Below are 12,695 nucleotides of genomic sequence, written 5' to 3'. Positions count from 1 at the left end.
TGATTCATACAACAGAACAATCAGAAAGAAAGTGATAAGATATGGAAAAATTATCAGTTGTAGTGCCTTGTTACAATGAGCAAGAAGTTCTACCAATATTTTATGAAGAGATAGCAAAGGTAACAAATGAACTAGTAGAACTAGGCCTTGAAAGTGAGATTATCTTTATTAATGACGGTTCAAGAGATTGCACTTTAGATAAGATAAAAGAATTAAAAGAAAAAGATAATAGAATTCGATTTGTCTCATTTTCTAGAAACTTTGGAAAAGAAGCTGCGATCTATGCAGGACTTAGAAAATCGAAAGGAGATTATGTAGCAATCATGGATGCTGATCTACAAGATCCACCAAGTCTATTAAGTGAAATGTATCAGAATATCAGAGAAGGATATGACTGTGTCGCAACAAGAAGAGTAACGAGAAAAGGAGAACCAATCATTAGGTCGCTTTGTGCAAAATGCTTCTATCACATGATGAAGAAGATATCGAAAACTGAAATTGTGGATGGAGCGAGAGACTATCGCTTAATGAAACGTCAGATGGTGGATGCAATTCTTGAAATGTCGGAATATAATCGATTTACCAAAGGAATATTGAGCTGGGTTGGTTTTGAGGTGAAATGGCTGGAATATACTAATACCCTGCGAAAAGCAGGAGAGACAAAGTGGTCATTTTGGAAATTGTTAATGTATTCTTTTGATGGTATTATTGCATTTTCAACTGCACCCTTAGCATTGGCTTCAATCTTTGGTTTAATATTCTGTCTGATTGCTATTCTATTGATTATCTTTATTGTAGTTAGAACTTTTCTATGGGGAGATCCTACGGATGGTTGGCCTTCCCTTGTGTGTATCATTAGTCTAATTGGTGGAACTCAAATGTTCTGCATGGGAATCTTAGGCCAATATCTTGCGAAAACCTATATGGAGACCAAAAAACGACCAATCTATATCGTGAAAGAAGAGGATTGATGATACCTATTTTATTAATAGTGGAATAATATTACATAATTTAGTGGAAATAAGAAATACATCGTAGTAAAATATCAATATAGTTTGTCCTTATATACTATATAATGATTAAATTGGGAGGAAATTAGGATGGTAGAAGTTATTAAAGTGTACAAACAAGCTACACCTGATATGAAGTTTATTGGAAAGAAGTATTTAGAATCGGACAGAAAAGATGGTGGATTCGGTTACAAATGGTGCGAGTGGTTTCAAAACAATTGGTTTGAAGTCTTAGAAGAAAACGTAACAGAATCATGGAAGAGCCAATTAGAAGATTCAGATGCCTATGTAGGTATGATGCGATGGAAAGAAGGAGAAGAATTTCAATATTGGATCGGAATGCTTCTACCACTAGAGACAGCAGTCCCAGAAGGTTATGAAAGTGTAAATTTTGCAGCAGGTAATATTGGTGTAGGCTGGCTAAAAGGAATGGAAGATGAGATCTACTGCAAAGAAGACAAATGCGCAGATAAATTAGTTGAGAATGGTATGAATATCATTAGTGGTAAAGAAAATGCTTATTGGTTTTTTGAACGTTATGGTTGTCCAAGATTTACAACGCCTGATGAAGAAGGAAAGATTGTATTAGATATTTGTCACTTTGTGGAGTAAACGATGAAGGTTATTTTATGTGGTGGTGGTGACGCAAAACAGACAGAAGAAGTAAATAAGCTATATGCAAGCCAGATAAATAAAGACAAACCAATACTATATATTCCAATTGCAATGGAAGAAAATAAGTTTCCAAGTTGTATAGAATGGATTCAAAATGAGTTATTACCTTACGACATAAAAAAAATTGAGATGATTACTAATATATATTCATTAAAGGAATATGACTTGAAAAAGTATTCTTCTATTTACATTGGAGGGGGTAATACGTATAGACTATTATACTTATTGAAAAATTCTGGTGCTATTCAATTAATCCAAAATTTTATTGAAAATGATGGAGTTGTTTTTGGTGGAAGTGCAGGAGCTATAATTTTTAGCAATGATATATGTTGTACTGATTATGCTGATGAAAATGTAGTGAATCTAATTGATACAAAAGGTTTTGACATCTTAAAAGGTTACGATATATGTTGCCATTATACAAATCGAGATACAGTTAGAAATGCATATGAATTTCAATGGATCTCTGATTATGTAGCAAAGGGAAATAAGGTATTTGCGTTGCCAGAAGAGACATCCCTATTCGTTGAAGATGATAAGGTTACGGTGATTGGAAGTGTGCAATGCACGTTGTTTGGAACAGACGTGGCAACTCTAAAACCAAATATGGTATACCATTTGAGATAATACTTAGTTTAGAAGGAGGGAAAACCACATCCCTCCTCTATTACAGCTTTAAACAATTTTATTAACTAACAGAGTTTTATTAATTAATATACAATATAATGTAATACATAGTTTAACTGAAGATAGAAAATAGAAGATTGGAGAACTTTAAAAATGCTATTTAGTGATTTAGAAACAGAAAGATTATATCTAAAGAACATATCCAATGAGGATAGAGATTTTATATATAACCATTTCTCAGATGAGGTTGTGTGTAGGTATCTATATGATGAAGAACCATTAACTGATATACAAGGTGCAGATGATATCATTAACTTTTATATACAGCCGGAACCAAGAATACAACATCGTTGGATTCTTATTCGAAAATCGGATGGAATGAAAATGGGGACCTGTGGATATCATTGCTGGAATCAAAATGAAAGTACTGTAGAAGTTGGTTATGACTTAAAGGAAGAATTCTGGGGATATGGTTATATGCAGGAAGCATTGAAAGAAATTATCACATTTGCCATAGATAAGATGCACATAAAAGAGATTATCGCATGCGTCAGTATTGACAATCAAAAGTCAATTCGTCTTGTAGAAAATCTTGGTTTTGTTATATCAGGTTCATATAATGAAATATTCAGAGGGAAAGAATACTTACATCACAGATACTCTCTTTATCACCCTAATGAATCTAAGTAAAAATTGAGAAGGGATAAATCAAACATCATGAATCAACAGTCATATTATGAAAGAGAACAATCGGAGATTGAAAAATATATTACCCTATGGCAATTAAGCAATTTGGAATTAATCGATGATCAGAAAAATAGTTGTGTGATTAAATGCGAATCAAGGAACTATGGCAAAGCAATTTTAAAGAAACGGAGTACGACAAAAGAGATTAAAGAGGAGTATAACACATTAGTTGAGTACAATGGGAAATGCTTTTGTAAGGCTTATGAAGCGGACGTAGCACATGGTGTTCTCCTAGAAGAACAGATATTACCAGGTAATGTTCTTAGAGAAGTAGCTTCACTAGACAAAAGACTCTCCATATTCTGTGGACTACAAAAAGAACTACACATTCTTCCATCGAAACCAGAACAATACCGAACGTATCTGGATTGGGTAACTAGAATTACAAGATATATGGAACAGAGAAGCGATTATAAAGAACTAACGCTTCATATGCAAAAAGCAGAGGTAATCTGTAATGAACTATTTCGCTTATATCCTTTGAAAATGTTGTTACACGGAGATCTGCATCATGACAATATCTTGTTAAATAGCACAGGCGGGTATACCATCATTGATCCAAAAGGTATACTTGGAGACCCAATCTTTGATCTTCCAAGATTTATTGTAAATGAATTGGAGAATGATATGAATGACAAACTATTTGAAAAGATAATGTACATCATTCATTATTTTAGTGAACAATTACAACTCCCAGTTCATAGAATCAAAGAATGCTTCTATGTTGAGCTGGCAATGTCCGAGTGCTGGAATGTTGAGGATGGCGATCCTGTCAATATCAACAAGGTTGAGTTTGCTAAGAGGATACTAGAATCCTAGTGTACAGAATTTATTTGGATCACTTAGGAAAAGTCTTACCTTCAAGTAAAATGTATCATAACAATTTGATATCAGAGCGATATTTCGTTGGTGTTATTCCATAAATGTTCTTGAATTGTCTTGCAAAATAGTTACTGTCATTAAATCCACTCTCATAAGCAATCTCAATTATGGTTAACTTACTTTTCTTTAGTAAATGGCAAGCATATTGAAGACGAAGTTGCAGAACATAATTCATTGGTGTTGTTTCATAAGTCTCATAAAAGATTCTAGTAAAATGTCTGGTAGATATATTTGCTTTACTAGCGAGCATCTGTAGGGAGAGTGGCTCCTTAAAATGATTCTCCATATATGAGATTGCAGTTGCAAAATGTATAATCGTATCCTTCTTATTAATCTCTGTAAAGTTATACTTTCTTGATAAGAATACAATCAGTTGCATAAAGTAAGATTGCACAAAGGTCTGATAGCCCTCATTTTTCTGGGTGTATTCCATAAGCATGGAAGATATAAGCTGATTTCCAAATTCAAAATCAGAAAGTTCTAAGGTCAGACGACTATTAAAATTATGTTCTTTCGCTAAGTATGGTTCGATTACGAAAAGAGCATGAAACCCGGCAGATTTTCTTATGTCATTTACCGAATGATATAGATATTCCGTTTTATACATAATATTATATATTTTAAAATCATGGGGGTCTTCATATCCGTGAGATGTATGGTTGTTAATAACAAATACATCTCCTTTTTTTATGAAATATTTTTCGTTATCTACGACATGTGTTGCAGTTCCATTGGTTACCATAACAAGTTCAGAAAAATCATTATGATAGTGAATTGGCATATCACCGTCATGTTGCCCGCTTTGAACGAATATTGGATAATCCTCATCCTCTGCGAAATATTTTAAATACATATATTCCATTAGTCTCTCATACCTTTCAATTATAAAGCTTTCGGACCTCAAATTATAAAATAGCATGTCTATATAATGCTATACAATGTCTAAAAAGTCAAGGTAATCGCGTAATCTACATGCTAAAATTAAACTAATATAAAATCACAACGGAGGAACTAATATGCAATATCAGAATCCAATTATTCCAGGTTTTCATCCGGATCCAAGTATCTGCAGAGTAGGTGAAGACTATTATTTAGTTAACAGTACGTTTGAATATTTTCCTGGTGTACCAATATTCCATAGTAAAGATTTGATTCATTGGGAACTGATTGGTCACTGCTTAACAAGAGAATCACAAGTGATGTTAGCAAAAGGTTTTCCAAATAGCATTGGAATCTACGCTCCAACATTACGTTATTATAATGGGCGCTTTTATATGATTACAACAAATATCACATACAGTGATACTGGTAGCGGTAACTTTATAGTTTGGACGGATGATCCATATGGCGAGTGGTCTGATCCAATCTGGATTGATTTACCTGGTATTGATCCATCCCTATTTTTTGATGATGATGGACGAGTATACTACACAGGAACTTATCAGAATATTTTCTTATGTGAGATTGATATTGAAACTGGTAAATTAATCAGAGAGAAAAAAGACATCTGGGGTGGTACAGGTGGTTGTGACCCAGAAGGACCTCATCTATATAAAATGAATGGATATTACTACTTGTTCATATCAGAAGGTGGAACTTCTCAAGGGCATATGCTTACTGTAGCCAGAAGTAAAACGATCGATGGACCTTATATTCCATGTCCACGCAATCCAGTACTTACGAATCGAAGTCTGTCATTACCAATCAAAGCAGTCGGACATGCAGATGTGATACAAGCTCATGATGGTAGCTGGTGGGCAGTCTGCCTTGGAATTCGCCCTGTGCCATATCCAGATAGACATCACTTAGGTAGAGAGACTTTTTTAGCACCAGTCAAATGGGATGATGATATGTGGCCAATCTTTGGAAATAATGGTTCTATTGATATTGTAATGGAAGCGAAATGCCTACCAGAAGTGCTTGTTCCTAAGATAGAAGTTCGAGATGACTTTGACCATAGCAGTTTCGATTATAGTTGGAATTTTATCTATAATCCAGATCCTTCATTATTCTCATTAACTGAGAGACAAGGGTTTCTTACTCTGAAAGGAAATGAAATAAGTCTGGATGATAAAGAGACTTCTGCTTGGTTAGGTAGAAGACAAGAACATATGGCTTGTACCGTTCGAACTAAGCTAAAGTTTGATATCGTAAAGGATGGAGAAGAAGCGGGCTTAAGCATTTTTCTAAATTGCGACCATCATTATGAGATAGCTCTTACTATGGTAGAAGATGATAAGAAAATTATTTTCCGCAGAAAAATCGGTTCTTTATGGAAAGTTGAGAACAGTATCCCATTTAGTGGAGACGAAGTTATCTTCGAAATGACTGCAACACCTAATGTCTATCATTTTGCTTACATAGATGATACTGGCAACCCTGTACCTGTTGGACAAGGAGAAGTTCATTATCTCTCAACAGAAGTTGGCGGTAAATTTACCGGTAATTATATTGTGCTTTATGCAACAGGGCACGGTAAGAAGTGCACGAATCCAGCTTATTTTGATTGGTTTGATTATCAATATGAATAGTAATTGGTTCTGAATGAAAGCTCTTGTTCTTATATACTGAGAGGATATCAATGTATCCTCAGGGAGGTAAAGAAAAGAATTGGACGTCAAAGAAAAGTAGTACACAAGCTTAAATAAGATGAAGTACATAGTTTCACAAATACCTAAATGATATAGAATACAGAAAGGAAAATAATAATAAATGTGATATTCATTTATTATTAAGGACAGTATATGAAATATAATAACCCAGTAGTAAAAGGATTCTATCCAGATCCTAGCGTATGTAAAGTAAAGGATACATATTATCTTGTATGTAGTTCATTTCAATATTTCCCAGGTGTACCAATCTTCGAAAGTAAAGACCTAATCAATTGGAAACAGATTGGCCATTGCCTAACAAGAAGAAATCAGATTCAACTGGAGAAAATCAATAGTTCAGGTGGAGTATTTGCTCCAACGATAAGATATAACGACGGTAGATTCTATATGGTAACTACCAATGATACTACTCATCAGAATTTCTATGTGTGGACGGATGATATCCACAGTGAATGGTCTGATCCAATCTTCGTTGACCAGGGTGGAATTGACCCATCTTTATTTTTTGAAGATGGAAAAGCTTATTTCATGAGTAATGGCGCAGATGATGAAGGAGTACCAGGAATTGTTCAATGTGAGATTGAGATTGCTACTGGTAAGAAGTTATCACCTAGTAAGACAATCTGGCAAGGTTCCGGCGGTCGTTATCTTGAAAGTCCTCATTTATATAAAATAAATGGAGGATATTACTTAATGGCAGCTGAGGGCGGTACCGAATATGGTCATATGGTTACTTATGCAAGAGGAAAAGCTCCATTTGGCCCATTTGAAGGATATGCAAAGAATCCGGTATTAACGAATCGTAACCTAGGTGGTTATGAGATTCAAGGTGTTGGACATGGAGATCTTATTCAAGATAACGATGGTAATTGGTGGATTCTTCATCTGGGATTCCGTCAGATTCATAAATGGTTTACATTCCATCACCTTGGACGTGAAGTATTCCTTACACCTGTTAAGTTTGGTGAAGATGGCTGGTTTACCGCAGGAGATCAGGGTACTACAACGCAGACATTTGAACTAGATTATGTTGATAGCGATGTAATTCAAGACGAGAAGAAATGTTATTCTTTTGAGAATACAAGTTGGGATATGGAATGGTGCCACCTTCGATTCCCTGTAGATGAGAATTACCAATTGGAAGAAAATCAGTTAACATTAAAAGGAACGAATGTATCTCTTGATCAAGCAGATTCTCCAACCTTCCTTGGCATTCGTCAGAGAGATTTCAATGCGACTATCTCCTGTGATGTAAGTATTAACAGCGGTGAAGCAGGAATCACAATCTATATGGATGAGAATCATCATTATGACCTAGCAATTCGCAAATCTGGTGATGGATACGAAGCAATGGAACGTCTTAATATTGGCGATATCAAATCTGTAGAAAATTCAGTTGAACTACAAGCAGTAAATAAGGCAACTCTTATCATAAAAGCAAGTAATCTTAATTATAACTTCTTTTTCAATATAGATGGAAAAGAAATCGCCTTAGGTCAAGCACAGACAAGATACTTATCTTCAGAAGTAGCTGGTGGATTCACTGGTGTGTTAATTGGTTTATATGCATACAGTAAAGAAGGTAATAACGAAGCGGTATTTAAAGAGTTTCATTGCGAGTACCAAGAAGTAGAATAATGAAGGATGCTTATATTAGAAGACGTTAATTAAAAAAATAAAAGTACCATAGATTAAACAGAAATAATGTTTTATAACGAGAAGAGGATCAGCCGTTTATAATATTCTAACGGTTGTTACCTCTTTTTGTAGTTAAATATTCAAACTTACCAGTCAAAAATCTACATTATACTTTATAAATTCAGGGAATACTGTAAATTAATTACCATGATGGTAACTTCCAAATGAGGAAATGGAACGTAAGATGAAAAAGTTTCAATCATGGTAATTTAGATAACCTATCGTCTGAATCTATCAAGTATTCAATGAACTTATTACAGGGAAGCATGAGCTAAATAGTTTTATGCATCTTGCGATATTCCATTGGTGTAACCCTCAAGGCTTTTTTAAATACTTTACTAAAATAATTTCCATTAGAATACCCGGAATTACCAGCAATTAGGTCAATAGACATATCAGTATTAAGAAGCAAGTAGATTGCATGTTCCATTCTAAGACGAGAAAGATATTGGATAGGAGTTAGTCCTTGTTCTTTATAAAATTGTCTTGTGAGATGTGAAAAAGATACACCAATCTCTCTACTCATATCTTCAATGGATATCTGGCTAGTGTAATGTAATTGCATCCATTCTAAGGCATCCACAACATAATGACTTCGTTTGGTCTGTGGCGGGAATTCAATACTTCTTAGTAACGCAATCAGAAAACTATATAGCCATTCACTTCCTTTATATTTGTCCAATTGTTTTTGTGTTCTGACTAATTCATATAATTCAAAGAATAGATGCTTTGGCGGGCAATCAAAGTCTAAAGTACAAACAGGACCACATAGTTCTCTTATTCGCCTAAAAAAAGGTTCGACTGCAGGACCATTAAAATGAATATAAAAATAAGTCCAAGAATGATCTGGATTGTCGTCACCCTCATTTTCATCCGATAAATAATATTTACTATCATCTGGAAATGTGATAAAGAAAGCTTTTCCTTTGGTTAATCTATATTTCATATTTGGAGTTTCGTAAAAACCATATCCATCTAATGTATACTGAAATAGATAACCTTCATAATTTCTATTTTTATTCTCAAAGAAATAATGTTCCTGTTGCCTTCGTTCCACTCCCAAATCTATTGTAGATAGTGATTGTTCCGCTATCAGATCATAATTTACAAATCCATAAGTTCCATAATTCCATGACATCAAATAATTACCCTCCAGTATCAGTTAAGTATTCTTGTATTCAGAATCTGTTATTATTATAATACGATATTATAAGGGATTTGAAAATAATATTTAGAAAATATATAAGAAAACTTAGATAGACATTGATTAAGATGCATATCAATAAATTACTTATCAATAAATTACTTATCAGGAAATTACATATCAAGAAATTAAATATCAAGAAATTACTTTAGGAGGATATATGAACAGAAACGAATTATATCAAACACCACCCATGGGGTGGAATAGTTATGATTATTATGATACGACAGTTAATGAAGAACAAGTAAAAGCAAATGCAGACTACATGGCAAAAAATCTAAAAGAGTTTGGTTGGGAATATGTCGTAGTAGATATTGAGTGGTACGCTTATGATGCAGGAACACAAAGAGATAAGTACCAATACATACCATTTTGGAAAGTAGAGATTGATGAATATTCAAGACTTCTTCCTTGTGTTGATCGTTTCCCATCTTCAGCAGATGGACGTGGATTTAAACCATTAGCAGATTATATTCATGAATTAGGCTTGAAATTTGGAATTCATATCATGCGTGGGATTCCAAGAATAGCAGCACACAATCACATGAAACTTCTAGACAGTGATAAAACTGCGAATGAGATTGCCAACCCTTCTTCTATATGCGACTGGAATCCAGACATGTATGGCGTAAATGTGGATATGGAAGAAGCACAGGGTTATTATAATTCTATTTTTGAATTATATGCCGAATGGGGAGTTGACTTTATCAAATGCGATGATATCTGTAGATATGATCAACCTTCTGCAAGAAGAGAGATCGAGATGCTTCATCACGCGATAGAACATTGTGGCAGGCCAATGGTCTTAAGTCTATCTCCAGGACCAGCACTAATTAAAGAAGCTTGGCATTATGAAAAATATGCGAATATGTGGCGTATTACAGATGATTTTTGGGATCATTGGCCTTTATTAAAAAATATGTTCGAACGATGTGAACTATGGCAGAAGCACGTAGCAGAAGGCTCTTATCCTGATTGTGACATGTTACCTATGGGATATCTGGGGAAAGGATTCGGAGAAGAACGTTATACGAACTTTACTAAAGAAGAACAGATAACCATGATGACCTTATGGTGTATCTTTAGGTCTCCGCTTATGCTAGGAGCTGAGTTAACCAAACTTGATGATTGGACACTGAATACGCTAACCAACAAAGAAGTATTACATTTGTTAGCGCATTCTTATGGTGCCAAACAGGTTATGAGAGATGAGGAGCAAGCAATCTGGTTCTCCAAAGATACCAAGGAAGAGGTTTATTATCTTGCCCTATTTAATCTAAGTGACGATATAAGGAATATTTCAATTGATGCAAAAGAATTGGAAATTAATTCATTTAAAGGAAAGCAATTAAAAGAATTTTGGAGTAAAGAAATAGAGAAAGGCTTAACGGATATTTTTGAAACAGAGGTGTCTGTACATGGAGCAAAATTATTCAAAATCTGCTAGTAAATGATTCCAAAGGAAATACAGAATTAGAGTATAAATTTATGAAAAGTAGAATCCCAATGATTCTATTTGAATTAAACAAAGTACATATTTTTAAAAATCCATCATTCTAAACAGAAAGGACAATATAATAAATCTATTTCTTATTTATTATATAAAAGAAACATTATGAAATACAATAACCCAGTATTAAAAGGATTTTATCCAGACCCAAGTGTATGTAAAGTGAAGGATACTTTTTATCTAGTATGCAGCTCATTTCAATACTTCCCAGGTGTGCCAATCTTTGAAAGTAAAGATCTTATCAATTGGAAACAGATAGGTCACTGCCTAACTAGAAAGAATCAAATTCAACTTGAGAAAATTAATAGTTCTGGTGGAGTATTTGCTCCAACGATAAGATATAACGACGGTAGATTCTATATGACGACTACCAATGATACCACTCATCAGAATTTCTATGTGTGGACGGATGACATCTATAGCGAATGGTCCGACCCAATCAATGTAGATCAGGGTGGAATTGACCCATCTCTATATTTTGAAGATGGAAAAGCTTATTTTATGAGTAATGGTGAAGATGATTATGGAGTGCCAGGAATTGTTCAATGTGAGATTGAGATTACAACAGGTAAGAAATTATCATCTAGTAAGACAATCTGGCAAGGTTCAGGTGGGCGTTATCTTGAGAGTCCTCATTTGTACAAGATAAATGGCGGGTATTATCTAATGGCAGCCGAGGGCGGTACGGAATATGGTCATATGGTAACCTATGCGAGAGGAGATGCTCCATTTGGTCCATTTGAAGGATATTCTAAGAATCCAGTATTAACGAATCGTAACTTGGGTGGCTATGAGATTCAGGGAGTAGGTCATGGAGATCTTATTCAAGATAACGAAGGTAATTGGTGGATTCTTCATCTAGGATTCCGTCAGATTCATAGATGGATGACCTACCATCATCTTGGACGCGAAGTATTCCTTACCCCAGTTCAGTTTAACGAAGATGGATGGTTTGTAGCAGGAGATCATGGTACTACAACTAGATCCTTTGAAATTGATTATGTTGAACATGATATTATTCAAGAAGAGAAGAAGAGTGAAACCTTTGTAAATACAGAATGGGATATGGATTGGTGCCATCTTCGTTTCCCAGTAGAGGAAAATTATCAATTTGGTGAAAATCAATTAACTTTAAAAGGGACTGATGTATCGCTTGATGAAGCGGATTCACCAACTTTTCTTGGGATTCGTCAAAAGGATTTTAATGCGACAATCTCCTGTGATGTCAGTATTGATGAGGGTGAAGCGGGAATCACCATATATATGGATGAGAACCATCATTATGACCTTGCAATTCGTAAAAATGGTGGTAAATATGAAGCAATCGAGCGACTTAATATTGGTGATATCAAGTCTGTTGAGAATATGGTTGAGTTAAAGCAAGAGAATAAGATAACGTTAATTATCAAAGCAAGTAATCTATTCTATTACTTCTTAATCAATATAGATGGACAAGAGATCTCACTTGGTCAGGCACAAACTAGATACCTTTCCTCCGAAGTTGCTGGTGGATTCACGGGTGTATTGATTGGATTGTATACATATAGTAAGGATGGAAGTAATGAAGCTGTGTTCGATTCTTTTCAATGCGAGTATCTAGAATCTGAGGATTAAAATATACTTTTAGCTAGAATTTATCAAGTATACGATGTATTTTAGACTGGGATGTTTGAGTTATGAAATAATATCATATGATATGAGTAAAATTTAAGTAAGATAGAAATTTTTTA

At 34.4% G+C, this 12,695-nt stretch carries 11 protein-coding genes; 9 read left to right on the top strand and 2 right to left on the bottom strand.

From position 1 onward, the window contains the following. The first annotated feature begins 41 nt into the window (after window positions 1-41). The 5 genes from bsdtb5_RS12095 to bsdtb5_RS12075 all read left to right on the top strand — a co-directional run bounded on the left by bsdtb5_RS12095 (window position 42) and on the right by bsdtb5_RS12075 (window position 3,878). Entirely contained in the window at window positions 42-971 is a 930-nt protein-coding gene (locus bsdtb5_RS12095) for a glycosyltransferase family 2 protein (RefSeq protein ID WP_271712242.1), read from the top strand. Between the two features lie 129 nt (window positions 972-1,100). Beyond that, window positions 1,101-1,622 (top strand): hypothetical protein, encoded by a 522-nt coding sequence (locus bsdtb5_RS12090; RefSeq protein WP_271712241.1) that lies wholly within the window; start codon window positions 1,101-1,103, stop codon window positions 1,620-1,622. Between the two features lie 3 nt (window positions 1,623-1,625). Beyond that, window positions 1,626-2,312, top strand: coding sequence for a Type 1 glutamine amidotransferase-like domain-containing protein (locus bsdtb5_RS12085; protein WP_271712240.1), 687 nt, complete (start codon window positions 1,626-1,628; stop codon window positions 2,310-2,312). A 153-nt stretch (window positions 2,313-2,465) separates the two neighbouring features. After that, window positions 2,466-3,002: a GNAT family N-acetyltransferase gene (locus bsdtb5_RS12080; protein ID WP_271712239.1), complete on the top strand. Its 537-nt coding sequence runs from the start codon at window positions 2,466-2,468 to the stop codon at window positions 3,000-3,002. Between the two features lie 27 nt (window positions 3,003-3,029). Further along, a complete protein-coding gene (locus bsdtb5_RS12075; protein ID WP_271712238.1) occupies window positions 3,030-3,878 on the top strand; it encodes an aminoglycoside phosphotransferase family protein in 849 nt (282 codons plus the stop codon). A gap of 55 nt (window positions 3,879-3,933) precedes the next feature. On the opposite strand, the gene bsdtb5_RS12070 is transcribed toward bsdtb5_RS12075, so the two are convergent. Then, window positions 3,934-4,803 (bottom strand): helix-turn-helix domain-containing protein, encoded by an 870-nt coding sequence (locus bsdtb5_RS12070; protein ID WP_271712237.1) that lies wholly within the window; start codon window positions 4,801-4,803, stop codon window positions 3,934-3,936. Window positions 4,804-4,957: 154 nt separating this feature from the next. Between bsdtb5_RS12070 and bsdtb5_RS12065 the strand changes: the two genes are divergently transcribed. Both bsdtb5_RS12065 and bsdtb5_RS12060 read left to right on the top strand, forming a co-directional pair. After that, on the top strand, window positions 4,958-6,472 hold the full coding sequence (locus bsdtb5_RS12065) for a glycoside hydrolase family 43 protein (protein ID WP_271712236.1): 1,515 nt from the start codon (window positions 4,958-4,960) through the stop codon (window positions 6,470-6,472). A 213-nt stretch (window positions 6,473-6,685) separates the two neighbouring features. Then, the gene (locus bsdtb5_RS12060; RefSeq protein ID WP_271712235.1) at window positions 6,686-8,191 is read left to right on the top strand and encodes a glycoside hydrolase family 43 protein; all 1,506 of its coding nucleotides are present in this window, start codon (window positions 6,686-6,688) and stop codon (window positions 8,189-8,191) included. Window positions 8,192-8,522: 331 nt separating this feature from the next. On the opposite strand, the gene bsdtb5_RS12055 is transcribed toward bsdtb5_RS12060, so the two are convergent. Next, on the bottom strand, window positions 8,523-9,389 hold the full coding sequence (locus bsdtb5_RS12055) for a helix-turn-helix domain-containing protein (RefSeq protein WP_271716094.1): 867 nt from the start codon (window positions 9,387-9,389) through the stop codon (window positions 8,523-8,525). 226 nt (window positions 9,390-9,615) lie between these two features. Between bsdtb5_RS12055 and bsdtb5_RS12050 the strand changes: the two genes are divergently transcribed. Next, entirely contained in the window at window positions 9,616-10,902 is a 1,287-nt protein-coding gene (locus bsdtb5_RS12050; RefSeq protein ID WP_271712234.1) for a glycoside hydrolase family 27 protein, read from the top strand. A gap of 168 nt (window positions 10,903-11,070) precedes the next feature. Then, window positions 11,071-12,579 carry a glycoside hydrolase family 43 protein gene (locus tag bsdtb5_RS12045; protein ID WP_271712233.1) on the top strand — a complete coding sequence of 503 codons (1,509 nt, stop codon included), beginning with the start codon at window positions 11,071-11,073 and terminating at the stop codon, window positions 12,577-12,579. Window positions 12,580-12,695: the final 116 nt, after the last annotated feature.

The organism is Anaeromicropila herbilytica, assembly GCF_016591975.1.
Lineage (GTDB): Bacteria > Bacillota > Clostridia > Lachnospirales > Lachnospiraceae > Anaeromicropila > Anaeromicropila herbilytica.
Note: the sequence above shows the minus strand (reverse complement) of the source record. Positions and strands in the feature narration are given on the sequence as shown.

Bases quoted from the DNA above. Each gene is read 5' to 3' on its own strand.
- bsdtb5_RS12095 (WP_271712242.1), top strand. From the start codon at position 42: ATGGAAAAATTATCAGTTGTAGTGCCTTGTTACAATGAGCAAGAAGTT.
- bsdtb5_RS12090 (WP_271712241.1), top strand. From the start codon at position 1,101: ATGGTAGAAGTTATTAAAGTGTACAAACAAGCTACACCTGATATGAAG.
- bsdtb5_RS12085 (WP_271712240.1), top strand. From the start codon at position 1,626: ATGAAGGTTATTTTATGTGGTGGTGGTGACGCAAAACAGACAGAAGAA.
- bsdtb5_RS12080 (WP_271712239.1), top strand. From the start codon at position 2,466: ATGCTATTTAGTGATTTAGAAACAGAAAGATTATATCTAAAGAACATA.
- bsdtb5_RS12075 (WP_271712238.1), top strand. From the start codon at position 3,030: ATGAATCAACAGTCATATTATGAAAGAGAACAATCGGAGATTGAAAAA.
- bsdtb5_RS12070 (WP_271712237.1), bottom strand. From the start codon at position 4,803: ATGGAATATATGTATTTAAAATATTTCGCAGAGGATGAGGATTATCCA.
- bsdtb5_RS12065 (WP_271712236.1), top strand. From the start codon at position 4,958: ATGCAATATCAGAATCCAATTATTCCAGGTTTTCATCCGGATCCAAGT.
- bsdtb5_RS12060 (WP_271712235.1), top strand. From the start codon at position 6,686: ATGAAATATAATAACCCAGTAGTAAAAGGATTCTATCCAGATCCTAGC.
- bsdtb5_RS12055 (WP_271716094.1), bottom strand. From the start codon at position 9,389: ATGTCATGGAATTATGGAACTTATGGATTTGTAAATTATGATCTGATA.
- bsdtb5_RS12050 (WP_271712234.1), top strand. From the start codon at position 9,616: ATGAACAGAAACGAATTATATCAAACACCACCCATGGGGTGGAATAGT.
- bsdtb5_RS12045 (WP_271712233.1), top strand. From the start codon at position 11,071: ATGAAATACAATAACCCAGTATTAAAAGGATTTTATCCAGACCCAAGT.